20 protein-coding genes are annotated in these 24,791 nt (G+C 47.6%); 1 reads left to right on the plus strand and 19 read right to left on the minus strand.

Annotated features, from left to right (window positions below; genetic code table 11):
- Nucleotides 1–63: 63 nt before the first annotated feature.
- The 18 genes from R7Z10_RS20855 to R7Z10_RS20940 form a co-directional block, all read right to left on the minus strand.
- Nucleotides 64–1,473 carry a hypothetical protein gene (locus R7Z10_RS20855; protein ID WP_054579120.1) on the minus strand — a complete coding sequence of 470 codons (1,410 nt, stop codon included), beginning with the start codon at nucleotides 1,471–1,473 and terminating at the stop codon, nucleotides 64–66.
- A 65-nt stretch (nucleotides 1,474–1,538) separates the two neighbouring features.
- A complete protein-coding gene (locus tag R7Z10_RS20860; protein ID WP_258457758.1) occupies nucleotides 1,539–1,661 on the minus strand; it encodes a hypothetical protein in 123 nt (40 codons plus the stop codon).
- A gap of 83 nt (nucleotides 1,662–1,744) precedes the next feature.
- Nucleotides 1,745–2,428: a hypothetical protein gene (locus R7Z10_RS20865; protein ID WP_054577307.1), complete on the minus strand. Its 684-nt coding sequence runs from the start codon at nucleotides 2,426–2,428 to the stop codon at nucleotides 1,745–1,747.
- Between the two features lie 68 nt (nucleotides 2,429–2,496).
- Nucleotides 2,497–7,290, minus strand: a complete 4,794-nt coding sequence (locus R7Z10_RS20870) for a hypothetical protein (protein ID WP_213892686.1) — start codon at nucleotides 7,288–7,290, stop codon at nucleotides 2,497–2,499.
- Nucleotides 7,287–7,913: a hypothetical protein gene (locus R7Z10_RS20875; RefSeq protein WP_054579122.1), complete on the minus strand. Its 627-nt coding sequence runs from the start codon at nucleotides 7,911–7,913 to the stop codon at nucleotides 7,287–7,289. The genes R7Z10_RS20870 and R7Z10_RS20875 overlap by 4 nt, the downstream gene beginning before the upstream one ends.
- Nucleotides 7,906–8,319: a hypothetical protein gene (locus R7Z10_RS20880; RefSeq protein ID WP_136976912.1), complete on the minus strand. Its 414-nt coding sequence runs from the start codon at nucleotides 8,317–8,319 to the stop codon at nucleotides 7,906–7,908. The genes R7Z10_RS20875 and R7Z10_RS20880 overlap by 8 nt, the downstream gene beginning before the upstream one ends.
- Nucleotides 8,316–8,639: a hypothetical protein gene (locus R7Z10_RS20885; protein ID WP_017634052.1), complete on the minus strand. Its 324-nt coding sequence runs from the start codon at nucleotides 8,637–8,639 to the stop codon at nucleotides 8,316–8,318. The genes R7Z10_RS20880 and R7Z10_RS20885 overlap by 4 nt, the downstream gene beginning before the upstream one ends.
- A gap of 400 nt (nucleotides 8,640–9,039) precedes the next feature.
- Nucleotides 9,040–11,667: a hypothetical protein gene (locus tag R7Z10_RS20890; RefSeq protein WP_213892688.1), complete on the minus strand. Its 2,628-nt coding sequence runs from the start codon at nucleotides 11,665–11,667 to the stop codon at nucleotides 9,040–9,042.
- Between the two features lie 94 nt (nucleotides 11,668–11,761).
- Nucleotides 11,762–12,880, minus strand: a complete 1,119-nt coding sequence (locus R7Z10_RS20895; protein WP_170890831.1) for a hypothetical protein — start codon at nucleotides 12,878–12,880, stop codon at nucleotides 11,762–11,764.
- Between the two features lie 71 nt (nucleotides 12,881–12,951).
- Nucleotides 12,952–14,211, minus strand: coding sequence for a hypothetical protein (locus R7Z10_RS20900; protein ID WP_213892684.1), 1,260 nt, complete (start codon nucleotides 14,209–14,211; stop codon nucleotides 12,952–12,954).
- On the minus strand, nucleotides 14,211–14,672 hold the full coding sequence (locus R7Z10_RS20905; protein WP_033905433.1) for a hypothetical protein: 462 nt from the start codon (nucleotides 14,670–14,672) through the stop codon (nucleotides 14,211–14,213). Before R7Z10_RS20905 ends, R7Z10_RS20900 begins: the two co-directional genes overlap by 1 nt.
- 56 nt (nucleotides 14,673–14,728) lie before the next feature.
- A complete protein-coding gene (locus tag R7Z10_RS20910) occupies nucleotides 14,729–15,571 on the minus strand; it encodes a hypothetical protein (RefSeq protein ID WP_213892682.1) in 843 nt (280 codons plus the stop codon).
- 115 nt (nucleotides 15,572–15,686) lie between these two features.
- Nucleotides 15,687–17,084, minus strand: a complete 1,398-nt coding sequence (locus R7Z10_RS20915) for a hypothetical protein (protein ID WP_213892680.1) — start codon at nucleotides 17,082–17,084, stop codon at nucleotides 15,687–15,689.
- Entirely contained in the window at nucleotides 17,081–17,428 is a 348-nt protein-coding gene (locus R7Z10_RS20920) for a hypothetical protein (RefSeq protein WP_033905435.1), read from the minus strand. Before R7Z10_RS20920 ends, R7Z10_RS20915 begins: the two co-directional genes overlap by 4 nt.
- A 3-nt stretch (nucleotides 17,429–17,431) precedes the next feature.
- Complete coding sequence (locus R7Z10_RS20925; RefSeq protein ID WP_318105852.1) at nucleotides 17,432–20,104, minus strand: hypothetical protein; 2,673 nt, start codon at nucleotides 20,102–20,104, stop codon at nucleotides 17,432–17,434.
- 128 nt (nucleotides 20,105–20,232) lie between these two features.
- On the minus strand, nucleotides 20,233–21,045 hold the full coding sequence (locus R7Z10_RS20930) for a hypothetical protein (RefSeq protein WP_158157470.1): 813 nt from the start codon (nucleotides 21,043–21,045) through the stop codon (nucleotides 20,233–20,235).
- Nucleotides 21,045–21,560: a hypothetical protein gene (locus tag R7Z10_RS20935; protein WP_054866402.1), complete on the minus strand. Its 516-nt coding sequence runs from the start codon at nucleotides 21,558–21,560 to the stop codon at nucleotides 21,045–21,047. Before R7Z10_RS20935 ends, R7Z10_RS20930 begins: the two co-directional genes overlap by 1 nt.
- An 11-nt stretch (nucleotides 21,561–21,571) precedes the next feature.
- On the minus strand, nucleotides 21,572–22,132 hold the full coding sequence (locus R7Z10_RS20940; protein WP_042522733.1) for a hypothetical protein: 561 nt from the start codon (nucleotides 22,130–22,132) through the stop codon (nucleotides 21,572–21,574).
- Nucleotides 22,133–22,684: 552 nt separating this feature from the next.
- Here R7Z10_RS20940 and R7Z10_RS20945 point away from each other — a divergent pair.
- A complete protein-coding gene (locus tag R7Z10_RS20945) occupies nucleotides 22,685–23,344 on the plus strand; it encodes an NAD(P)H-dependent oxidoreductase (RefSeq protein ID WP_158157472.1) in 660 nt (219 codons plus the stop codon).
- Between the two features lie 57 nt (nucleotides 23,345–23,401).
- Here the strand turns inward: R7Z10_RS20945 and R7Z10_RS20950 are convergent, their stop codons facing one another.
- On the minus strand, nucleotides 23,402–24,352 hold the full coding sequence (locus tag R7Z10_RS20950; protein WP_158157474.1) for a LysR family transcriptional regulator: 951 nt from the start codon (nucleotides 24,350–24,352) through the stop codon (nucleotides 23,402–23,404).
- Nucleotides 24,353–24,791: the final 439 nt, after the last annotated feature.

Here is a 24,791-nt window from a genome sequence, read left to right on the forward strand (position 1 = left end):
TGACAATTAAATCTGGCGTTTTTGTGTGTCTATAAAGGTTGTATAGGCAGTATATACCAAGAACTATTTTATAGCATGCCTCGAAGCGTTTGCAAGTTCGTCCAGTTGCACACTGGACTCGAACATAAAGCCTGTTTGTACCCCCTCGTTTTCCAGCTCTTGATTTACACGCCCAAGAATATCAATAAGCGATGCACCACCACCGCCAAACATATCCCCGAGCGCTTGGCCTTGGTGAAGCAATTCACTATTGATTGCCTCGGCCATTGCCTTAAATGCCAGTGTCATGCGTTTTGCGCTTCGGTTGTTAGCAGCAATGAATCTCGCCAGCGCTTCGGCCTCGGGATCGTTGTCGCCAAACAAACCGGACTGAGCCAATAGCTCATCGATGTGCTGACCGGAATCTTTGGCCTGTCTTACTAACTCGGTTGCTTGCACCAGTGAGTCAAGTGCTGACTTAGCGAGGTCAGGTTGTGAGGCGTTAATTTCCACGGCTTCTGCCAGCGTTCCAGACGTGTTTTTATGCACCTCCCCGCTAAGGTATTGCATCTCAACAAACGCGCTTGCTGCGCCGTTTAGCGCGCTCAAAATGTTGCGAATTTCGGGATCGGCTTCCTCGGCTACCAGCTTCACCAACTTCTCGTTTTTGTACGCCTTGGCAAACACGGCATTTTGCATGCGCTCAATCAGTTGCTTGGTTGGTCGGCCATCTTCGGTAAGTAGTCCGGCGGTTGAGTTATCCCCAATTTCAGTTAAGAAACTGTTTATAAATCCTTGGTTAGACTTGGCCAAAAGGTTGCCTGTTTCGCTCGGTTGGAAAAGGGCAATCATGCGGTCATCGATGCGCTCTGCGTCAACCCAAGCCGTCTCGGCGGCGCTCATTTGTTGCAAGTCAGAGAGGTTGGAGTCTCGGGTAAACTTAGCACGGTTAACTTTGGTGACACGTTCTCGAACCAACACTGGCTCGCGCATGCTCTCAACTTTCTCTGGCGATAGGTCGAAGCGCTCCGCATTGTCGATTAGGAACTGGCGGTACTTATCAGCCTTGCCCTCTCGATACGCCTTGATGATAGCGATGGTTCGACCGTTCCCCGACTCCACCACATTGTCCGAGCCAACAATCGGTGCGCCGTGGCTAGATAGTCCAGAATCGGTCAATTGTTGTGGGCGCAAATCGTTGGCTATTTTTGAGATCTGCAATTTTGAGGACACGCGAGTACGGTCGCGCGGTTGCAGCTCTTGTGGGAAATTCGGATTGATTCTACCGTCCAAATCGTTCGATGGAATAAGGTCGCTGGCTTCCACGACTTTAAAGCCTGTTTCTACTTCGTCGCCTTTTGCTGTCACAACGTAGCTGGTTCGACCTAGCTTGGGTTTTGGATTGTCTGTTGCGTACAGTTGAACAATCTCGGCTAGGTCATTGATGTTTTTCGCCTCTTTGATTTCGACGTTAATTGATGTGAGTTGATTCAATTTGACCGCTCCGGTTGGGAGTGGCGAGTTCTCGCATGCGAAAACTTTTGGGACAGGGAAAAGGATTAATGGCTCTTAAGCAATGCGAAAAGCGCCTTGGAGTAGTTATGACGCTCACTGGCTGCCAGTGCAAGGTTTAGAGATTGCTTGTAGTAATAGTCTGCTCGGATTTTAGTGAAAACATTCATTTTTTTTCTCAAGTTCTCTGAAAAGTTTTCGCATGCGAAAAGTATATAGAATGTCATGTTTTAAAGTTCTCGCATGCGAAAACTTAAGCGGCCAGTTTGTCAGGATTGTGCTCGAACCATTCAATCGCTTTTTGCTTGATGCTATCTAGCTCCAAGCCCTCTGAGTGAACGTCTCGCATTACATCAACAAACAACGATGGCTTGGCTGTATTAAACTCTCCTGCAAGGAATCTCGCAACCAGTTCGCTTTGTTCAACTGGACGTTCGCCATTGTCGCGCTCATTCTGCTCAATGTGCTTAGTGATGGTCTTGATAGCCTTGCTACGGTCAGCGCGCGACCAGCTACCAAAACCACCATTTTTCTTGGCTGAACCCGCATCGTTTTTCCAGTAGTCCAAACCTCGCGCAATATGCCCTTTGTAGCCAAACTGGAAGTTTTCGCCATCCTTGTACACAACGTAGTTATCGCCCTTTTCAACCATTTGGTAGTTAGGGAAAAACGCCATTTCGTATTCGTACCAGTTAGGCAGAAGTAGCACTTCATTGAGCTTTTCAATCTTATCGGAGCGGCCTAACTTGGAAAATTCTTCTACCGATATTGGCTCATCCGAACTTGATACCGGCTCCTGCTCAACCTTTTGGTTAGCGCCAGTCAGTTTATTAAGAATTTCCACCAGCTCACGGTTCTTTTTGATGCGTTCACCAATCGATAGCTGGCCACTCTTAAGCTCTTTCAACAAACCCGCAGCATCGCGGTTGAGCGTCATTTTTTCTCTTAAGCTTAACACTTGATTGTCTCCGGTTTAGGCCGCCGAAGTGGCGGCCTTGGTTGTGATTAAATTTGCGCTTGGATCATGCTTGTGATGTTGCTTAGAGCGGCATCCATCAACGCTTCGTTCTCTGCTATTTGGTCGTTAGCTTCGAAGTGGGCGTAAGCCTGTTCTAGTGCGGTTTGGAACTCATCAACCAATTCCGGCGTAGGTTCACCAGTGAAATCTCGGATTTCCTTTAGTTTCTCTACATGTTCCATTTCTTCGTTATTGCCCTCTGTTTCAGATTGAGGCGCTTCACTACTTAGATTGAACGCTTTCACTAATAGCGCTTCCATTTCCGCTGTATCGTCAAATTCACCGATCAAGTCGTTGCCTTGGTATAGCGCGAACTTGTACTCGCCATCTTTAGCGATCGGATAAATGTCAGCGTGGCTTTCATTTAACCATGAACGGGCGATTAGCGGAGCGTACACGTTCGCTGGCACTGAGCCATTTACTGAGTGGATACCTGCCGCAACACTTGGTTGTACCAATGTGCCTTTTTCGTTGTAGTAGGTATCCGAAGATTGCCAGTCCTTAATCGTCTCAAGTTGAGCTTTCGCTTTTTCGCTTAAGTCGGTCGCTAGAATGTCGAATAGAACGTCTAGGCTGTAAGTTAGTCCATCCTCATCTTTCGCATTAATCGACTTCACTCGGCCTGTTGGGAAAGTCACTTCCTGCTTACCAAGTTTTAGCTCTAGGTTGGTAAAGGCTTCTAGCTGCTCAAGCGCTTTCGCTTCTTCTTCATCTAGGCTTTCACGGAATGAGGTAACGTCTAATGCGTCATCCTCTGCCTGTTCGCCTTGCTGGTGCATTTCAGTTAGAGACGCGAGCTCTACCACTTTGCGCTCTTTACCAAAATCAAAGTCCACGGTTAGGTGGCCACCAAAGAAATTGCGATCGTGGTAATCGGTCATCGTGTCGCTGTTGTTGTAGTCGTATTGGCCTACATAAGCGTTAACGAACTCGATCAGCTGATCTACTGCTTCGGTATAACGGCTCATACCGTGTGGCGCTGGCGAGTTAGGGTTATCAATCTCGAACTGTAGGTAAGCTGGATTGCAGAGCATGACGTTTCTTGGCAAGTCAGTCAGAGTTAGGTCTAGTGTGCCGTAGCGAGGCTTGCGTACTGAGATTTTAACGTCATTACTTATCTTGCCAGCTTTCTTAAGCTGAGCGATAAAGGCGCGGGTTCGCTTAGCGATTTCACCCGTATCTCGAATGCCCTCGCTCTCATAGATTGAGCCAAATGAATATTGAGTTGGGTCTAGTGCGAGAAGTTGTTTTTCTTCCTCGGATGCACCCTTGCTCACTTCATCTGCTGTGTCAGATTCTACGGCGTTCTTAGCACCCAATAGCTCAAGCAGTTTGTTAGCACCGTCAACCGTTAGGTAGCTGCGAGAATTGGTGTTAGCGATAAAGCGTAGCTCTTTACCCTTGTTCGACTTCGCAGAGAAGAAACTGTAGCCAAATGTATTTTCCATTTGGTTCTCTTGTTCTTCGGTTAGCGCAATATCGTTAATCTTGCCGTCAGCGTCCACCTTAGCCAGTAGCTTGTCGGCGTTCTCGCGTAGTGTTGGGCGCGAGTGAAGCGAACCCGAGCCGTTAATGGCTAACGTTGAATACAATGATTCAAAGCCGTTGATTGTGGTGAACATGGCCGGACTGACAGGCTCTAGTGGTGCGCTGTATTCCGTCTCTGCAATTTGCTCAAGCGTTTTGCCGTCCTTAAGCATGTTAAAGATTGCAATAGTGCTTTCTTTCACTGCTTGGTCGTTTAGTTGAGTCGCTTTTTGCTGCGCTGCTGCGCCCTCTAGGCCAGTTTCTAGCACCTTGCCTGTGTACGTATCGATAACGCTAAAATCAGATTGGCCAATAGTGCCAACTGGTGCGTAGCGTTTCTCGCGTGTCGCCTTGAATTGACCTTTATGGTTCAAGTCAGGCAACGCAGCAAGGCTAGGGAATCCACGGCTTTCGTATTCCGCTTCGATAGCTTTTGTGTACCACAATGGCATGACCGAGTTATGGATAGCGCGAGCCATCTGTTCATTGTCGATCTGCTCATCGTTATCCAAGTATCTAAAACCATGAATTGCCAGGATTTCTTGGTTGGTAACACTTGCCATTGCATAGTGCTGAGCAAAGAGCTCATCTGAACTTAGTTCGGATAGGTCAGGGTAGATACCGTCATCAATCGCCTTAATGAAGCGCTCAACTTTTTGGTAGTCCTCGCCTTGGTCTGCCATTGCTGGAATGACGGTTTCACCTTTTGCCTTGGTGTAAGCTACGTCTCCCTCATGGTAAACCGTAGTCGCGCTAAACGCTTTTTCTACGTCATCCAGTGCTAACGCTTCGCCGTTCTCAAACTTCTCGTATAGGTCGCCACGTAGCGCGCGTAGGTCGAACATTTTCGCCGTTGCACTAAAGAATCCGTCACGGTAGTTCAAGATAGCTTGCAGTAGGTCAGCGCGTTTCGCACGGCGGTTAAATGGAATGCGATGAGCCGTTAGGAAATCAGTGATCTCTTTGCGGTTCTTAAATTGCGCTTCCAGTGACGCTAGGGTTTCACCTTGTAGTGATTCCACTAGGTGCGCTTGTTCTGAAATACGCTTAGCTTGGTCATCCACTTTCTCGCCACGTTTTAGTGTTTTACCAGTACCTAGCGTTAGGTCAGCTAGCATAACAAGACGTTTGCGATCGCTTGGGTTTACTGACTGCATATCCTTAAGTTGGGATAGAGCTGCTTCTTGGAAGCGCATGCGGCCTTGCGTGTGTTCTGCTTGGCGCTGTAATTCAGCATCGCTTTGAACCAGCATTAGGTCTTCGGCAATCTCTTGAATCATGTCCGGCGTCACAAGGTTAATCGATGCGCTCCATAGCTTGTACGCGTTTGGATTTTCCTTGCGGTTCTTCATTTCTGGTTGCTGGCGTAGCTGCTTAGCGAACGCTGCTTTGAAGCCCACTTGTTTTAGGGTATCGAGCGTAGACTGAGGAATTTCATCAACGCCTTTGTCCTCAACCCATTGGCCTAGCGCTTCGGTTGTGATGCGCTCAGCTTCTTCTAGGTCGCCCTCAACCATGCCAAATAGCGGCTCTAGGTCAAAGTTGCTTACTAGTTCTGGTGGCAGTTTTTGGTCATAAGCGATCGCACCGTGGCGAATGCCATTACCAGCGTCAGCGAATTGCTCTTTAGCCGATTCTGGATCGAGGTACTTAGCCACTTGATGTTGTGGCGGCGTTGTACCCAAGCCATAAGGGCGTAGACGTAGGCCATACCAGAATAGGTTATCCGTGGTTTCGTCTTTGTCTTGATCGTTCGCGTTTGGCTCGTCGTTCTCAATTGGTTGTGGTTCTTCGTTGTTGTCATCGGTATCTTGAAGCAACTTAGATTCGCGATCGTAGTCAGCCAGAATAAGTGATTTAGCAGCTTCCCAACCTTGTAGATCGTCACCACCAGCAAGCGGTGAACCCTCGCCGTAAGTGACAGCCAAGGTTTGGTTATCGCGCGCGTGGATCATGTACTGGCCAAAGCTATCATCGTCGTTCGCGTCAGGCGATTCGAAGTAGACAAACGGCTCGCTATCTTCGCCTTTATCCATCTTCCAGCCCTTAGCAATGGTCTTGCGACCAATAAGAGCCAATAGCCATTCTTTGCGCTCGATATTTGCTTTTCGTTCCCGTTCTTCGTCTGACAACTGAGGAAAATCGTTTTCAATTGAATCACGGATGTATTCTTTAGCCTCGGCAAGCTCTGATACCGTCATAGCACCTTTATCGAGGTCATAAATCACATCATTGATGTACGACTCTGAATAAGTGCTAGGAACGTTTTGATTTGCTGCACCTGCAAACTCTAATGAGTCTTTAAACTCTTGGCTTAGCTGCTTAACAAAGGCATCAAGATCGCCATTGAAAGCACGGTTAATGATGAAGTCGCGCTTCTCTTGCTTAGTCCATGAAGCGTCCCATTGCTCGATCACTTGAGACGAACTGCCACCAGCGTTTACATTTTTCGTTGCTGTATTTGCTGCTGGCTTGATAGCAGCAAGCTGTTTGCGTAGTTCTTCTTGGATTTCGTTCTGCGTAGCGATCTGAGTTTCCAAGCGCTTCTCTTTCTTGGCCAGCTCATCGAGCTTTTGTTCCAATTCGGTAGCTTCTTCGCCTAGTTGCGCAGCTTGTTCATCAAGTTCTTGTGCCTTTTGTTGCGCTTCTTCCAATGCTTTCTTGTCAGCGTCTTTCTTGGCCTTAGCAGCGACAAATTTCTCACTGTTGTTTTCAAGCAACTGCGCTAGCTTGTTGGTCACTTCCTTAAGGGATAAATCCATGTTGCCCTTTGGCGCGACTACGTGAGTAATATCGCGCGAGTTCATTAGAAAGCGGAACGCGATTAACGTGTCATCTGGATTGATTTTTAGCGGATCGTTATCCGGCGCATGGAACGCAATAGAAATGCTCTGGCCATCTGAAAACGGGATTTTCACCATTTGGACAGCAACCGCACCAGACTTGCGCGGTTTGCCTACTTCAACGGCCTCTACCGATAGAGTAGGGGTTTTACGTTCCAAGTGCTTACCGAATTGCTGAGCACGAAATTGAAGCCTTGAGGCTTTCGATTTGAACGCCTCTAACATCATTTGTGGCACAGGCCTGCACTGATACAAGTAGGTGTTCTCCAAATCCTCAAGTGACAATGCTTCTAGGATTTGATCGGCGTTTTTACCTTGCAGCACCGCTTCAATCTGCTCCGGCGTGAGTTTCTTGGCCAGATGGTCGATGCGATCCACAATCTTGATTTGATTTTGACTGGTAAACATCATGACTTTGCCGCCTCTAATTGTGCTTCAAGTTCTTTGGTTTCTTGCTTCTCTTGCTCTAATGCAGTTTCGAGATCTGCTATGCGGCGTTGTTCTTCTTCCAACTTAGTGCGAACGCTATCCCGAGCGGCTAGGGCATTGGTGTAATTGGACTGAGCGACTTGTTCAGCCGCTTTGGCTTCTTCAAGTCGCTTAGCAACAGAACGTGTAGCTGGTTGAATGTCTGAGGTGTCTTTAACGGCTTTAGCCGCTTTACGTGCAACTTGCTTGTCAAACTTGCTTTGGTTGCGCTTCATTAGGCGAACCATTTCACGCGCAAGCTCACGCTCGTTTTTCACGCTAGGGATAGGCTGTTTAGTGCTGTTGAGTGTCATTTGGAAAATATCACCCTCATCACCAATAAACAGCGTCATTGACTGGCCATTATCAAAGAATAACTTGGCGCGTTTAACTGTCTCGCGGTCTCGTCTCGTTCTCTTGTTTGAGGCTTCTACGTCTGTAACAGTCGCACCAGCTTGTTTTAACGCAGTGATCAGACTCTTAAGGCCGCGTTCGGTCACGTTGTCAAAATCGACCACCACATAGTTATGTGACTGGTCTAGTGCAAACTTACTGTTGTTACGCAATTTCAAATTCCTCTGAATATGTCGTACAGGTAGGAAAGATTTTGTATAGCGGATTGATTAGGGAACAGGAGCGCTCAATCTTAACGTCCAGAATCCACTCGCCATGCAGCTTTTCCCCCGCTTCGAGTTCGAGTAACTTGCGATCGAACGTCAGGTATTCGCTGTTATGTCCGGCGTGTGAAAAGTCGAGCTTACGTGTGCGAGTAATGACGGCTTTTGGTCGTTTTTTACTGCGCAACGAATAGGTTAAAGTCCCACTCGTTATGGCTCGCTGAGATTGATAACCAAGAACGAATCGAATCACATCGGGATCGTCCATCTGGTTTGCATGCAGTATTTTTACTGCGTTTCGTTTAAGCAAAAATCGGTCAGCAATGGCTAGGCCAATTACTGCAAATTCCATCATTTGCCTTGCCCTCCGGTATTAAAAAATCTCGCTAACATTTGGCTAGCCAGCTTGCGGATAAAGTTGATCGAGTCTGCTCCGTTGTTCGACGCAATGAGGACAAGCGCGCTGGTATAACCAGCCTCCACACCCTCGCTTTCACACAAGTAAGCGACTATCAAACCGACCACCAACGCCAGCGTTAGCTCGGTTAAAAAATCAAGGAATCCACCAGCTAGACGTTGCTCGCGTATGCCTTGGAGATATGACCCAACACCACTGAGGACAGATAGAGCCAGTACGCTAATCGCAAAGCTCTCACCAACAACTGACACTGGCATTAAATCCCCCTTTTGTATATCACCTAGCGAGTGTATTCGGAATGGTGGATTTTACTCAATAGACGGGCGTTACTTACTTTTGAATGGGCATTAAATAGGGCTATTTTGCGGAAAAAAGTTAGATTTCAAGAGCCTATATAAAAAAAGAAGCCTTTCACCCAAAAGGCTGGTGAGAGGCTAATCCAAGCGTTTTGTTGCGCGGCAACGCATACAAAACTTCCAACGAGGATAGTCGAGTCGAATCGATATTTGACGAGGAAGATTATATAAATATTGGTTTTCGCATCAATATGCGCCCATGTTTTCGCATGCGAAAACTTTAGGGGATGCCATGTTTTAAAGTTCTCGCATGCGAAAACTTTGCAAAAAAGGGACAGCATCGTGTCCCTTTGGTTGATGGTTATGGCTTGATGTAGCGGATCGAGAAATGCGAACCCTGAATAGGCGTGGATGCACCTCTGTCTAAGAATTGAATAAGCTCACCGTAGTATAATTTTCCTACCCATCGACAAGTCGTTGGCACGGCATCGAAGTCGTTAGAGTAACTTTGAGCCTCCGCTATAATTTTATTGCTTTTGGCGATGGCAGAGTACACCACCGATGAGTTTGAAGCATTACGGCGTCGTATCGCAGTCCATTCAATTTCGTAATAACCCTCAACACGAACATCAAAACCAGCAACCGGAGCGTTGTAGTTAATCAAATCAAACGGATCGAGGAAACATCCTATCCAATTCTTGAACTCCCATGTAATGCCATCTATCGTAAGGTTGCCCTCTCTTAGCCCCGCATTACAGCCCAAGGCAACCTCTCCAGCGCGTGATGAAACACCCGCTAACTTACTATCAACGTAGTCTTTACGTGCGAGAGAGTTACCAGCCGAGCTCTGAGGCGAACCTGCATATACATTGCCGTCCTTAATGTCTACATACTTACTGCGGCGGTTAGTGTAGAAGCGCATCCGACCCTCTGAGTTAGATAGGATCTGGATGCCAGAACGGATATTGGTGCCATCATAGTACGAGGCTAACGCCCAATGCGCACTTGAACTATCTTTACAGTTGATACTGAATCCAGCACGGCCATTCGTCGCCCATGATGAATCCATAAAACTATTATCCATACGAACGGCATCATTCGAACCACTCCAAGAACCCGCAGTAAACTCACCATCAGTACGAACCAGTGAGCTACCGAAATAGATACCAGAAGTAAACTTGGCTAAGTCATTGATGCGAAGCCAGTTGCCGTCTGTGTTACGAAATGCAGCTCGCCCACCTAATGAAATGCTCTGATTGAGCATTACATCCATCCCTTTAGCAAAGGTGAACGCGGAGTAAGAGTAAAAGCCGCTTGTGGCCTCAGTCTCCATGTGGCACCAAGATGAATTACGAGAACCAATCCAAGTTTTCTTTGCCGAGTAATCAAGCTCTAAACCCTTTCCATCAACAGAGTTAATTGCCCCTAAGTCTTTATTGTAAGACGTATAGCTAGTGACCATTCGCCCTTTGACAATACCCGCTGGCTGGCTTGCCCCCTTATTGCTAACGTATGGCGTAATGGTGTGACTACACATGTATCGAATAAGAATGTTCGTACTGTAGGCACTACGTGTTTTTACATAGATGGCGTAATTGTCACCGCTAGTATTTACCCAACCAAACTCACTAAATGGCAAGCCGCTAGGATGATCTGTAATAACCTGACCATTTAGACCTTTAGGGTTTCCGTTACTGGCTCTCAGAATCATTTGATGTCGTGACGCCTGATAGTGCAAGTCAGTGTTAAAGCCAGCACCACCAAAGAACTCAATAACCGCAGTAGAGCTTGATTGAGGCATCGTTACGTTAGCAACCAGACACCAAGAGTTGTCACTACCTAAAGAGGTGCGCACAACCTCAGTACGGTTAAACGCCTCTGTAACTACTTTATTCCCTTGCACTTCGATAGGGACACTGGAACTAAGCTTTGACCGAGTCAGGTCTAACTTGGCGTCCCCTCCATTATGAGCACCACCCACCGCGATTTGAACGTAAGCATCCGACGAATTAGAACCGTTCGTTAAGTAAACCGCCCGACGATTACCAATCAACCCGTACCCGTCCAGCTTAACTTGCTCGCTCGATGGAACGTTATTGCCAGCGCGAGTGCCTTGCACCTCAACACTACGATTCGAAGATACCGACTCTGTAGCGTTTAGGGAGCCGTATAGTGTTGATTCACCACCTTTGCGGATCTTTAATCGACTTGAAACGTCACTTTCTACAACCTCAAAGGTGCCATCGGTTTTCGTTTCAACATGAAAGCGCTTACCTGCATGACCTATGTGCAATTGAGAAACATTGGAACTGCCCTCATCAATGAGTAGGCCACCAGTCAATGTACCGCCTGACAGTTTTAGGTAGCGGCCATCGGCTTGCGCTTGAGTCATCTTTGAGGCTGCAAGGTCATACGCTTTCTTAACGGCACCTGCCGCCGCAAATTTCACATCGCTAGCATCATTAACCGCTGCTGTGAATGCGTAGTTCGGCACGTTTGATAGACCAACTTGAGCTTTCGTAACCTTGTGTGGGTTCGAGTTGTCTGATTTGTGTTGAGCAATGTTGGTTGTAATGGCCGCTACCGCATCTTCTTGATCCATGAGCGCGTCACCAAGCTCTTTGATTGTATCGAGCGCTTCTGCTGGCGCACCACCAATCAAAGCACTAATGCGGTTGTCAGTGTGGGCATTTGCGTTCGTCTCTGCTTGTTCTGCGCGGTCATAAGCTGCGTTACCGCGATTTAAACCCTCGATGCCTTTGTCGTATGCCTGTTTAACAGCACCAGCGGTCGCAAGTTTGCTGTTGGACGCATCTGTTACCGAGCTGGTGGCCGGATAGTTTGGTACGTTACCTAAGCCTACTTGTGCCTTTGTGACTCCGTGCGGGTTCGTTTTATTGCTAGCGTGTTCATCCACTTTTGTTGTGATTTCTTCACGCAATTTTCGAGCTGGACTACCACCAACTTGAGTCAATTTTTTTAATGCCATTCAGAAATATGCCTTTCTCAATTCAATGACCAGCAACTCCGACAAAGCGCCGGAGCACATCGTTAATGGGGAAGTAGGAAAGGAAAGGTCATGTTTACTTGAAGCCGATAACCGTCACGATGTCGCCAGCTTGTAGCTGTTCACCGAACGTGATTGTGTTACCAGATAGACTCCATACACCTGCGTTCTGCATTACGCCGCACACGCTTAGAACAAGGATTGCTGAGACTGTACCTGCTGGCAGAGCCACCGTAGTTGATGCAGATTCGACAGTAATATCCACCGTTCGGATCGCGTCTTTGATTGAGGCGCCTAGACTATCCTTGGTGGCATACTTACCGTCAGATTCCGCTTTGGTGTATGACGCGCCGCTAGCTGCTAGACCGCTACGCGCTTGTGAAATGATTTGCGATTTAGTGGTGTTCTCAAGCTTCGCTGCGTTAACGGCAGTTGCGCCAGCGTCTAGTGCGCCCACGTCTTCTGCGGTTAGCTCGACGTTTGCGCTTAGCGCGTGACCGTTGATGGTGCGAGTCTTTGGCACTGCATTCACAACGCGAGAGTCGTTACCCTGCATAACAGTGCCAGCGCTAGTGCCGAAGTTTTTGTTAAATGCTGTGTTTTTGCTAAATGCTGGTTCAGCGCCAACGTCTGTAGCCTCAAGCACTACGTTACCGCGCTGACCATTAACCGATGAAACGGCGTCAGTCGGTGTTAATAGTTCTTGCCAGTTCGCTAGTGTGCTCGCTGGTTGGCGCATAAGAACGAACGATTTACGCAGATCTGAGCGGATTGCCATATCGCCCTCTTGCGCTGTAAGAGCAAGCATTTCCGCTTCTGATTTAACAGGGAACGTTTCTTTGATAGCGATAGCTGGTAATTGACCTTGTGGGATTTTGCCTGTGCTATCTAGCGTAGCCACACCGTCTGCAACGCCTTTCTTGTTGTTAGGGATGTAGTCGTGCGTGTGGCTTGCTGGCGCTGCGCCCACATCTGAGTGAGTCAGAGTCACATCGCCCGTTAGCGGTTTGTTATTGATAGTGCGAGAAGTTGGGACAAGATTCGAGCGCGCTTCACTGACAACTTGTGCCTTGGTTTTCCCCTCTAGTTTTGATGAGTCTGTTGCGCGAGAGCCCGCTGGTAATGCACCAACGTCTTGCGCTGAAAGATCAGAAACAAGACGGTTAATGCGAGTTAATTTGTTTTGTGTAGCCATAAAAAATCCAATTTCGTTGTTAGTAAAAAGGGCATTTATGGGGAATAGGGCTAGGGGAATTTGAAAACTGATTAGCCGACCAAGGTGATCTCCGTTCCTGCCGAAATCGGGTCAACAAACTGGATAACATCACCGTCCGGTGAGATGGTGTAAGCAATATCTTTTGATTGCTGCACACCTTGTAGGAACACCAGCTTAATCGCGCATTCTTCAAAGACTGGTGGAACAGTGAAAGTATTCGACGTGCTAGCGAAGTGGCTATGGAATACTTCCATAGGCGCGCCAGCGATACCGCTGTTTATGATGGCTTCAAGGTTATCGATATGTTCTTGAAGCTCGGCAATGATGGAGCTTGAGCTTAGTGATGGAACACCAAGAGTAATCACCACTTCATCACCCGTTTCAAGTGGTTCGGCTACTTCAACCTCATTAGTGTCTTTCAAGAATTGCCAAGCACTGTCTTTGGTCTGCACGATACCTTGGATAGACAATGAATCTACTTCCGGCACTTCGTAAGGCAATGCTATTTTTGTTTCGCCACCAGACGCAATGTACGGCCAATGTTCAACCGACTTATTGTATGCAGCAGCAGCTTTGTCGTGAACCAACTTGATGGCTCTCGCAGTGGCATAAAGCTGATCGTTGTCTACGTTTATCTGACTGGTTGCGTCCCAGTTGTTTACCAAGCTAAGGCCAACTTGCGCTTTGGTTACATGGTGCGGGTTTTCACGATCTGCGTAGTGCGCATTGGCTTCGGCGCGCATCGCATATTGCTTATGTGGATCGGGATGTGAAACGTGGCCTTGTAGGTCATAACCGCCTTGTTCACGATCATCAAAGTTAAGGTGTTCACTTTTGAGTTGGGTAACGCCATCTGGCACGGTAGCGCGACACAATATCAAATGATGTTCTTCAACCGCTTCCTGCGGAAGCACCTTAATTTCGGACGCTTCAATGTCTGACGCTAAATCGACTTGTTTTGTCTTTACGCCAAACTTATAGAACGCTTCGAGCACCACATAAGAAGTGGCACCAGCCGGAATCTCCACATCAACATCGTGTTGTTGTCGAACGGTTAACACATAGTCGTCGCGCTCAACTAACGCCACGCCAAATTGTTCACCACTGCTCACACGCAGTTTCATTCCACCAGCCGGAGCACATTCAAAACCACGGAAAATACCAGCGCGAACGATGCCGTAAAACTTACGGTTTAGGCTGTTACTGGCCAGTGGTTCTAGGTACTGCGTATCGGTGATAAGCGGTAGCGCTTGCCAGTCCGTTAGCAGTGGCGGGATGATGATCGTTTCTTCGAAGTTTGGGCGACTCATTAGGCACCTACCTGCGCCAATTGAGCGCTATCCGTGCGAGCCGTGTTAATCACGATTTCTATCGATAGACCACGGTCAGAGTAGATCCAAACTGGTTGAGTGACAGCCACTAGAATCAGACCGCCGCTCGCATCTTTCACGCCGACGCAAGAGAACTGGTATTGTTCATCTTCTGCTAGCGTACCCGCTGGCAAGTTTGCCGTTATTACGATATTGCCGTTCACATAGGCGTAGTTCGCCTTAGAACGGTAAAACACGTTTTCAACGGTTGTCTTATCCAGTGGGATAGGCATGCAGCTAGGCTTGCCCTCAATTTCTTGGATAAGGTCAAAGCCCCATTCAAGATCGCCAAATTGGAAATAAGGCTCAGTACCATTGGTAGGCAACGACGACAAGGCGCGTTCGTCGTAATAACGGTTAAGCAGTTCACACTGCGATAGGACTACTTTTTGTGTAAGCACCTTTACGACCTCGTATAAGTCGTGGCGCTTTAATGGGACGGGGAGTAGGAATAGGGTTAATAGTACCGTCTATCAATGGAGATCGCATCTAAGGGGATCGCATCCATTCTAGGTGTACCATACATAGGGCTAACAGGGCGTTCTTCCTGTGTCGTCGTTCCAGTCTGAACGAAATCCTGTTTATAGCTCGGTGTTGATTCTATATCGGTCGTGGTCTGTTTTCCAACCGTAACATGGTCAGAATAGTTAGGTATTTCCACCATATCCATGACTTCAAACTCAATAGAATACAATTGGCCATCTAAAACAATTCGTAATGGGATAAGAGGATGCACCACTCGCTTAATCTTCGCTTCGAATGCTCGAATGGCTTCCTCGGTAATGCCGTCCTCACCTGCAATGTCGTTCAAAGGGATGCGAATAGCACCGCGACTGGTCAGGAAAAAGTCGCTCGGGTTTAGTCCGTTTTGCAGCTCCAACTCTGACTCGGGAACTAAGAACGTACCGTATGGAAATTGCTCTTGGTCTACTACTGGCGCGTAGATTCGTTCCCACTTAACACGTAACCCTTTAAATTCACGCGCGAGCGTTGAGATAAGTGGATAAATGGTCTTTTTAAAGTGAATTTCGTCCTTACGCTGCATCACAACGTGTGGCAAGTCCTCATCGGCCACTTCGCCTAGCGGGAAGATTTTTCGCAGCTCTTTAATGTCTTCTAGCAGCGATTCTTTGTCCATTTCGTACAGTGAAGAACGCGCTTTAAGCTTTTCAATGTATGACTCTACGTGAGTTTCAATTGACTCTGCGATCGCGCTTGCTAAATCTACCCAAGCGGTTTCCTTTTGACGCGCCTTGGTTAGCTGGCCAGATAGCCATTTTCTGAAGTCTCCAAATGCCATGTTTTTCGCCTTATTGGTGTAAAAGTTTTCGCATGCGAAAACTATACGGGATGATGTTTCTTAAAGTTCTCGCATGCGAAAACATCCGTGTCTTTCTTGCTCCGTGCGAAAACTTCTATGAGTAATCGAAGTTCAGTTGAATGGTTGACGCATTCACATCTAAATAGTGGTAAGTATCAACCGGGATGCGGTCAAGAATCCCAATAACTTCGACCTCAAACTCTTTAATGCCCAAAGTCACGTTGAGCTCTTGGATGACATCCCAAATTTGGTTTTTGGTAATGCGCTCATTGCGACTTGTCTGTTTGCCAAATTTCTCATCTAACGCATCGGCCAGTACCTTTGTCGCCCATTCTGGATTTGAACTTGGGTAAAGCTTACCTTTGACCGTCACGGTAAATGGCACGTCCTTACGCTCCACCAGCTTATAGCGCTCGTTATAGCCCTCTCGGCCAGCGAATAGAACTTGGATTTCCTGATTCAAAATCTCGTCGGTTTTATCGGCAGAGTAAGCACAAATAAAGATCGTATTGATGTTGCGAACGTCCGGCGTTCCTGTGAGTTTTTCCTGCTCCGCTTCACCCCAAATCGACAACCAAGTAACACCAGAAATATTGCGCTTAACAAAGGTCATGTAATCCGAGTCCCACGCTATCTGCTCGTCATAGATTGGCGAGTAAAGGGCGTTGTTTCGGATTGATTCAATTTCTTCCGGCTCTGCACCGCCGATGATGCTGGTGGACGTTTTGATTGAGAGTTGGTCTTTATAGGCGCTTTGAATCCCCATATCGATAAGCTCTAAAGGCTGCGCATCGAGTAGGGTAGTCACACCATTAGTCAGCCATAGCTCAAACTCAATTACATCACCTGTCGCTGGCGCGCGACCGTTATTGTTGTTACCAAAACGAACGCCTAGCTGGTCGGTTGGCTTGTAATACTCCATGTAGGCGTTGGATTTGCCGTCCGTATTACGAAACTTAAAGACGTGCGTCCATTCTTCTCCGTTCACGCGCACGATGATGTTATGAATACGCTTAGTCAGCTCTTGAGGGAACGCCACGGCCAACCAGTTTTTTCCTTCATCGACCGTGTAGGTCATCTTGGACACTTCGAACTGTTGCACCTCTACTGCGGCGCTTTCTTGCGGCATAAGATCAATGGCTTCCATTAGCGTATAGCGCAATTGATTGTCAGCCACGCATTGGCTGTATTTCGGCAAGGTAACGCGCTTTGTTCCGGTATTGGTCACTAGCGCACGGCCTTTCGATGGCGCTGCTTTTCGCCCTACATAGCCCTCAGTTTCAGCACCCGCCAAAATGGAGGTGCGTTTAGTGGCTAGCGTTAGGTAGGATTCTTGCAATGCACGGCTACTGATTGCTGCCATGCGTTCAACAATCTTGGCCACAAATAAGCAAAGGTAGTCAACGAACTGCGAACCAATATGACGCGACCACCAGCTTGAACCAGCAATCGCCTCGTTAAAGGTCTTTTTGACTTCTTCTAACTTGCTCAAAACGTAATACCTCTCTCCAACGTTTGACCGTTCACAACGATCGTCAATTTGTAGGCATCGATACCGTTCACGCTTGGCTCTACGGCAATGCCTTGAACCACCGCGTCTTTCACGTCAATTGGGAGGGTTAATAGGATTGAGTTTTCGATAGCTGCTGCTGTGGTTTCGTTTATTGGTTCATGCTTGTATGCCCCTAATCTGTTGCCCCATTTTGGAGCGCCCCAAACTTGGCCTTGAGGTGTATCGAGCCATTCAGAGACGCGCGCAACGATCGCGTGTTTCTCATCGGCCACCTTCACACCGTCAATATCGACCCGTAGTAAGTAATCAATTTCTTGGCTCATCTATTACTCCATATCAGCGCTTTGACGCTGTAACGAACGGTCATCAAAGTTGAGAGGAATAGAGCCGCTAGCCTTAGTGGCTGACGCTGGCTTGTCTTTGCTTGAGCTGCCGCTAGGCGCTGCAAAGATAGTGGTCGGTTTGTTGTTATCACTGCCGCTAACCGCGCGCCCAATGGCATCCAGTGAATGTTTGCTAAGTTCCACGGTTTGAGGCTTGCCGCTCTCTTTGAGGTCTTTCATTGCTGCCTGTACTTGCAGCTCGCTAACTCGCTCATTGCGTTGAATGGATGATTGAGTCGCAACCGTCTTATTCGAGGTGTTTTCGGTGTCCACTTTCACCACGGATTGAGTGTCCGTTTTCTGGTTACTTAGCTCGGTATTGATGGATGATTCATGGCTGGCTGTGGTCACGCTGTTGGTTTGCGTGTTGTTTGCAGCCTTGGTTAGTGCGGCTACGGCCTCAGCCTCTTTACGGCGTTTGATCTCCGCATCGACGGCGGCCACTTGTTCAGCTTTCTTATCTGGCGAGTAAACTTGGCCAAGCTCGGGATGCTCGACCATGCCGGACATATCCATGCCTGTTTCATTAGCCACTTGCACACGTTTGTCCTGGCTAATACGTTTTTCTCTTTCTACAGCTAAGTAAGCTTCTTTGTAGCTAATCCCTTGCTCGCTGGCCTTTTGCGATGCCTCTTGAGAGGTCACTTGAATTGAGTTTTTCGCATCAAGTTCGCGCATGGCTTGGCTATCATTGGATGTTTTAGCCGTGTGGTAGGCTTCGGCGTTCTTAAGGTGTTCTTCTTTCTCCGGTTGAGCTTTCTCAGCCTTAGAATCCTTAGCCTCTTTGTCGTCCTCAATCTCACCACCAAATAGCTTGTAAATGCCTTTGGCCATATCGCCAGAATCAAAGGTCAACGCTTCCTTAGCGCCATCCAAACCGAACGCCCCAAGCGCCGAACCAAGCAAACCAGCACCGCCACTGACTAGGCCACCCAAATCGAGCACGTTCGCCAATGCCATTGAGCTTTTCTGGCCAGTTGTCGCCTCTTGGCCATCTTTGAGGTTGAACGTCTCTTTCTGCTTGTCTTGGTCTGTAAATCCGCTAAACGCATCGTAGGCCATTAAGGCCGGAGCAAGGAAAGGGATCGCCTTGCCAGCAACAGAGCCGATTTTAGACATACCTTTAAAGGCAGCTCCCGCCATCGATACGCCCTTGCTGGCCACGTTTGAGGCTTTGCTGCCAATGCCTGACATAACCGATTTAACTCGGCCACGCTTACCGCCAACTTTACGACCATTGCGGCGTTCAAACATATCGCCAGCCAAGTCAAATAAACCACCTTGGCCATCGTTCCCCGCTGCTTTGGTTGCCGAAATCAGATCATCGAGCTTGTCTAGCACATCATCAAACTGGCGTTCACGATCAGCACTCGACTCATGGAGCACTTCAAGCATGTTTGCTCGGTAGCTCTGATCTTTGGTGCTCGTTAGCTCACTGGCCTTGCTTATCCGGCTAGAATCGCCCCTAGCAAGATTGACAGGATCGTTACCCCTAGCACCATCACGGTTAGGTCGATCACTAGGCGTAATTTGCGTTGAATGGCTTGTCTCGAACGAATCTTTTGTCGCTGATAGTTGTTCATGGCTAACTGTCTCTATGGCTGTGACGGCCTGACTGTCTGCCTCTGGCGCTTGTTTGCCTCGGGTAAAGAGTCGGCCTAGTTTCGATTCTTTTAGCTTGTCCTTGGTTGAGGTGGCTTTTTCAGTCACATCATCCAATGCTTCTTTAGCGTCTTGCCCCAAGTGATAAAGCTCTTTAGCGGAGTAGAAGAACGAACCACCAGCCGCAGCGCCAGCCGCATCGGTCGCGTCGTTTTCTTCCTGTAGGAACTCTTTCACGTTATTGATGGCCAGTTGCTTAAGGCTGGTGGCCACCTTGGCAAAAACGTTCTGGCTTTCCTTTTCCGTGTCGGTTTGCTTTTCAATTTGGCGCTCTAATGCGGTTTGCTGTGCGTTCTTGTAAGCCGATTGCTCTTGCTTACTCGCATAGCGACCATCGGAGCGTCGAAGCTTGCCGTTAGCGTCTTCCCAATAGCCCTCAAACTCTGCCAGTGCGTCAGAGACAGCCTTTTCTAACTTCTCTGGCACATCATCAAGGATTGAAGTATCCAAACGTTCAGAATTGAATTCTGGCGCTTCTACACTCACGACAACGGGCGCTTGTTTTACTTGCTCGCGCGCGTCCTCGCTTTTCAGCGTGTCAGCAATCGACTTTACGCCACTTACAGAGCTGCTTTGCTCGATCGCTTTGGCGTCCGGCTTAGCTTGTGTTTCTGCTGGCTGACTAGGCGCAAATGACAACTCAATTTCACCTGTACGCTTGGTCTTGGTTGCACTTGGTTTAGGTGTGCCGCTTGATTGTTGTGTTAATCCTTTTTGTGGATTAATGCTCGGAATGGTAGAGACGTTAAGAGAGGCATTGGAAACGCCCTTAGTTACCGCCTTTTCGATGCCCTTTGTATCCACTGCAAGGACGGCCTTTTGTTGGCTCGTTGGTAGAGTCTTGCCATCGAGTTTGCGACTAATCTCAGATAGCACGGTCAGCTCTTTGTCACTGGCTCGTTTCACTGCATCAACAACCAGTGAAAGATCAACCTCTGTTTGGTTTCTGTCCATTTTTCACCTTGTCTTGGAGCGCTTTATCTAGGCTTATGGCCATCGTTTGAGGTGTTTTGAATACCGCATCGATAGGCTGGCCACCGTAGATCGTTAAGTTCTCAATCAGTACGTTCCAACCAACGTAATCAAAACGTTGTAATGAAGTCGTTATGCCGAAAGGGTAAGAGCAACGTTCGAGTTGCTTCACCTCCTTGCTCGATAACTTTCTGACACTGCGGAATGGTGGCGACTAGGTAGTAACGCCCCTCGTCGTACTTGGTGAGCAATCCGTGACGCGCATTGCGTAGGCACTTTTCAACCTTGGCAAAGGCCACACGAAATTCCGTGTTGAGGTACATCGATTTCAATAGGTCGATTTTCCACACTAGGGCATCGTCTTGGTCTTTGGGTTGATCTTCGAACGTTAGGCAGTAGGCCAGCTCAGTGAGCGCCATGTGATTCGCTTGCTGCTTCCATTCAGCGCTGTCCGGTTCGTACTGGTCGCGCTCATTGCGAATGTTCTCAAGTTGCTCCGCTTCGTAACCGGTTAGTGGTTTCACGTTCGCTAGGTATGACTTGCCTTTCACGCTTAAGGTGATCTCTTGTTTTGGCAATCCATTGAGCGCTTTGGCCGATTCCATTAGCTCGCCCATATTGAGGTCGAGATAGTGAGTTTTTTTGCAGTGCTCGCACTCATAGCTAAAGGGAATAGTGCCTAGCTCGCTGGTGGACATAAAAATCCACCACAATGCTGCGCGGCGATCTTCACCAGTCCATAGGCCGCTATCACTCATAGGGCGCTTACTGGTGTCTTGCATGTGGTTCAGATAGCGAGTTGTGTTGGCTTCCTCTTGGTACTCGTTGAGGTCGCAGAACAATAGAGCGTCTTCCACGGTTGGGACTCGAAACTCAATCACTTCTGAAATGTTACTTGGTAGTGGAAATGATGGAATGCGCATTACAGTACCTTGTTACCTACAGACATAAATTTTTGGAGAATGAGCGGGAATGACTGGATCTGGTTGCCGTTTTCGCGTGAAAACATCACGTTGCCAATCTTGGTAGGAAAGACTTGATAGCTCTTATAGAGTGACTTTTTGCCGTCCTCATTGAGCGTGAATATGTTGATTTTGAACACGTACTCTTTGGGGATGTTGAGTGTGCCGTCTTGGTTTCTGACTTTCTTGATTCGGCTTTCAAACCATTTAGAAACAGTCAGGTTTTGGTCATCACGAACCGTTAGCGTGATTTCGCCAACGCTGCTGTATGTAGGCAGCGCAATCGAGCCAGAACCGACTTGGAATGAATCCGCATCGATAGAGCCAGCACCAAAATCAATATCCTTTACGTAAATATCAAAGTCCGTTGGCGCGTCCGGCGAGTCGATTTCTACCGCCCATTGCCAGCCTTGCAGCCACGGCTTATTCATAAAGTTATTGGTCGCGCGTTTGGCGAGCTGCATGTATGGATTCATGGCCGCCTCGCTTAGAGCAACGATACTGGTGGAACAATGGCACGGTTCGCGCGCATTGAGTTTTCAATCTCGGCTTTACGTGCGGCTAAGTCAGGTTCGGCAGCAATATCGGTCACATCCAACTTGCCAGCTATGGCAATACGGCGTTGACGCTCTGCGTTCGGGATAGTGATCAGCAATTCCAGATAGTCGCCAAGCAAGCTAATGCACGGCGTTGGAAGCTGGAACGAATCAAACGGCTCATTGAGTACGTTTTGCATGTACATCAATGTCAGTGGGAATGTTTCTGCGCCTGTTAATTTCAGTTCAAGAACGTTGCCCCAAACCTCGCTACGCACATAACGGCCACGGTCATCTTTGACCACCAGCCTTGCAGCAAAGTCGGACGGTAATTCAAACTGATTGCTATCGGCTAAGTCGCTTTGTTGGATGCGGATTTTAGTGGTAAATCCGGCAATCTCTTGGTACTTGGCCAGCGCTTTACGCAGTAGGCTTAACAGCGCCTTTTCGTCGTCGTGGAGCAAGATAGGGAATCTCGCTTTCACGTCTTCGAGTAGTTCAATCGGTGTCATGGCCGCTCCGGTAGTGGCGGCGCATTTTGAGATAGGGGATAGGCTTGGTGAATCTTAACTCAAACCAATAGTGCTCGCGATTTAAACTTTGTTATTGTCGATGGACAACAAAGACCGAAACTCATTTTTGGACAAAAACCATTTACGGAAAATCGAACATTAGCAATCAATGAATAAGTTCAGGTATTGCAAGCCGCTTAACTTGCCGTCCAATCTTGTTCAAGCAGATCACATCATTATTGACTTTGATTGTTAACAACGGGAAGTCCACATAAGCTGTCTTGCTGCCTCAACTACTCGCCTTTCTCTGCTAGCTTCAAATTAAATTCAGGTGAATAGATAATGCGTTTCTTATTGCTTGTCATGGTGCACCTTGCTCGTTAATGATTGTATTAACTTAACTTGGTGTCCAGAACTAGTGGTGCAGAGCATAGATTGCTCAAAAGAAATTATGGACAATTTTATCCATAATGATTGGCCAAAATGGCTCTGTTTCTGTTACCTCGTTATAAGTAATATGCACCGCATCGGTAACGCAATAAGGAATTATAAATGTCACATCCAATCATCCAAGATTTGAATCGTCGCTACACAGCGAAAAAATACGACGCAAGTAAGCGCATTTCGCCACAAGATATGGATGTAATCAAAGAAGCGATCCGTTTGTCAGCATCTTCGATCAACTCACAGCCATGGAAGTTCATCGTGATTGAGAGCGATGAAGCGAAGCAACGTTTTCACGATACTTTCGCGAACATGCACCAGTTTAATCAACCACACGCGAAAGAAGCGTCACACATCATTTTGTTTGCGCACAACCCGAAGTTTACCAAAAATGATTACCGCAAAGTCGTCGATGTGGAAGTCTCTTCAGGTCACTTACCAGCAGAGATGTATGACAACATGCTCAACGGAGCATTCCGATTTGCTGAGGCACAAACCAATGAACTTGGCTTTAATGGCCACTGGACTAAAGCGCAAACCTACATTGCTCTAGGTAATACTCTGCATGTGTTGGCACGCCTTGGCATTGCTTCAACTCCAATGGAGGGCGTCGATCCTGAAATGATCGGCAAAATCTTCGAGAAAGAGCTTGATGGCTACGTATGTGAGTTTGCACTAGCGATGGGTTACCACCTTGAAGGCCAAGACTACAACTACGGTTTACCTAAATCTCGCCTTGCAGCAGAAGATGTTCTAGTTACCCTGTAATTAATAAAACAAGGTAGAATCACTAAGCCACCCGAGTCATTCAGCTTGGGTGGTTTTTTAATCTTCATTTAGAGGAGTTTTGTCCTCGATATACTCAAGCCAGCGTGGTGGGTTGCCTATGTATGCCTCTACTGCGATTATAAACGCTTGAACCAGCCGAGTTTGTTTACGGTGCGGATAGAGGGCGTAAATAGCCTTATCCTGCGTGACAATGTTGTGCTTGGGAAGCAGTTGTACCAATCCAAGCTCAGAGAGCGGTTGCGACAGGTTTGAGGCATCAAGACGCGCATAACCGATGCCATCTCTGACCGCTTCAATCAGGGTGCGCACATCATTAACCCGATAGCGTCCTTGCATCTTATACTCTTGATAATCCTCGCCATTGGCAGTTTCACTGATAGTAAAAGTATCCAAAGTGACATCATTATTGCTGTAGATCACCGCAGGCAGAGCGTTAAGTTCCTTCGGCGAGGCTGGCAAACCATACTCTTTAACAAAGCGGTTTGAAGCCACTAGGATAAAGTGAGATTTGGCGATAGTTTTAGCGATCAAGCTTGAGTCGGACAATTTGCTCAAGCGAAAGGCGAGATCGTAATGATCAGAGATAATGTCAGATTTTCTGTCGTCCAACGAATGGTGTATCTGCACATCGGGGTGGGAGCGCATAAACTCGGTGATCACTGGCCGTAAATATTGATGACCAAAATAACTGGGTGACGTGATACGCAAGACCCCTTTGGGTTTTTCCTGATAGGCATCTGCGGAGAGTTGGATCTCTTGCAAGGTATTGCGCAGAGTTTGTCCGTAACGGAATATCTCCTCACCTGCTGAGGTCATTGAAAATGAGCGCGTAGACCGATTCAGTAGCTGCACGCCCAGATCGCTCTCAAGACGCTTGATCTGTTTGGAGAGCGAGGAGTTATCCATCTCGTGCAGCGCTGCCGCTTTAGAAAACGAGCCTTGCTGTACGACATCGACAAACAGCAGAATTTGGTTGGAGTTGACCATGATTTTCCTATCAAATAAGGGGGAGTGAAAGCTAGAAAATAATAGTTAATTAGAACCAGATCATAGCTCGTACAAAAAGCTGTAGTAATTAAGCTTTCTTGCTTTGGAGCTCTATTGAAAGTGATGTCCTTATCACAACTATTCATTTACCACAGTTGATTCAAGCTCTTCAAGCCGCACTTATTATGACCGGAGTCGTTTGACAACTAACGTAAATTTGCAATCAAACGTGCTAGCCGCGATCGTGCTGGCACGCCTCTGGACAAAAGTTTGCCAGTGACTTTTCTAAATTAGCGATTCATGAATAACTACAGGTATGGAAAGTCGCTTAATTCGGTGCCCAGTTTTAATGGTACAGATCAAATCGCGATACAACCATAAAGTGTGAAACGAAATTGCACTGATTTCATGTGACCTACCACTCACGAATGCCAAAGGA

It is taken from the genome of Vibrio sp. Vb1018, assembly GCF_033338775.1.
Taxonomy (GTDB): domain Bacteria; phylum Pseudomonadota; class Gammaproteobacteria; order Enterobacterales; family Vibrionaceae; genus Vibrio; species Vibrio alginolyticus.

Excerpts from the sequence above, each read along its gene's own strand:
- R7Z10_RS20950 (WP_158157474.1), bottom strand. The coding sequence starts at position 24,352 with ATGGTCAACTCCAACCAAATTCTGCTGTTTGTCGATGTCGTACAGCAA.
- R7Z10_RS20900 (WP_213892684.1), bottom strand. The coding sequence starts at position 14,211 with ATGAGTCGCCCAAACTTCGAAGAAACGATCATCATCCCGCCACTGCTA.
- R7Z10_RS20930 (WP_158157470.1), bottom strand. The coding sequence starts at position 21,045 with ATGCGCATTCCATCATTTCCACTACCAAGTAACATTTCAGAAGTGATT.
- R7Z10_RS20925 (WP_318105852.1), bottom strand. The coding sequence starts at position 20,104 with ATGGACAGAAACCAAACAGAGGTTGATCTTTCACTGGTTGTTGATGCA.
- R7Z10_RS20895 (WP_170890831.1), bottom strand. The coding sequence starts at position 12,880 with ATGGCTACACAAAACAAATTAACTCGCATTAACCGTCTTGTTTCTGAT.
- R7Z10_RS20860 (WP_258457758.1), bottom strand. The coding sequence starts at position 1,661 with ATGAATGTTTTCACTAAAATCCGAGCAGACTATTACTACAAGCAATCT.
- R7Z10_RS20870 (WP_213892686.1), bottom strand. The coding sequence starts at position 7,290 with ATGATGTTTACCAGTCAAAATCAAATCAAGATTGTGGATCGCATCGAC.
- R7Z10_RS20890 (WP_213892688.1), bottom strand. The coding sequence starts at position 11,667 with ATGGCATTAAAAAAATTGACTCAAGTTGGTGGTAGTCCAGCTCGAAAA.
- R7Z10_RS20935 (WP_054866402.1), bottom strand. The coding sequence starts at position 21,560 with ATGAATCCATACATGCAGCTCGCCAAACGCGCGACCAATAACTTTATG.
- R7Z10_RS20880 (WP_136976912.1), bottom strand. The coding sequence starts at position 8,319 with ATGATGGAATTTGCAGTAATTGGCCTAGCCATTGCTGACCGATTTTTG.
- R7Z10_RS20920 (WP_033905435.1), bottom strand. The coding sequence starts at position 17,428 with ATGAGCCAAGAAATTGATTACTTACTACGGGTCGATATTGACGGTGTG.
- R7Z10_RS20940 (WP_042522733.1), bottom strand. The coding sequence starts at position 22,132 with ATGACACCGATTGAACTACTCGAAGACGTGAAAGCGAGATTCCCTATC.
- R7Z10_RS20945 (WP_158157472.1), top strand. The coding sequence starts at position 22,685 with ATGTCACATCCAATCATCCAAGATTTGAATCGTCGCTACACAGCGAAA.
- R7Z10_RS20910 (WP_213892682.1), bottom strand. The coding sequence starts at position 15,571 with ATGGCATTTGGAGACTTCAGAAAATGGCTATCTGGCCAGCTAACCAAG.
- R7Z10_RS20885 (WP_017634052.1), bottom strand. The coding sequence starts at position 8,639 with ATGCCAGTGTCAGTTGTTGGTGAGAGCTTTGCGATTAGCGTACTGGCT.
- R7Z10_RS20865 (WP_054577307.1), bottom strand. The coding sequence starts at position 2,428 with ATGACGCTCAACCGCGATGCTGCGGGTTTGTTGAAAGAGCTTAAGAGT.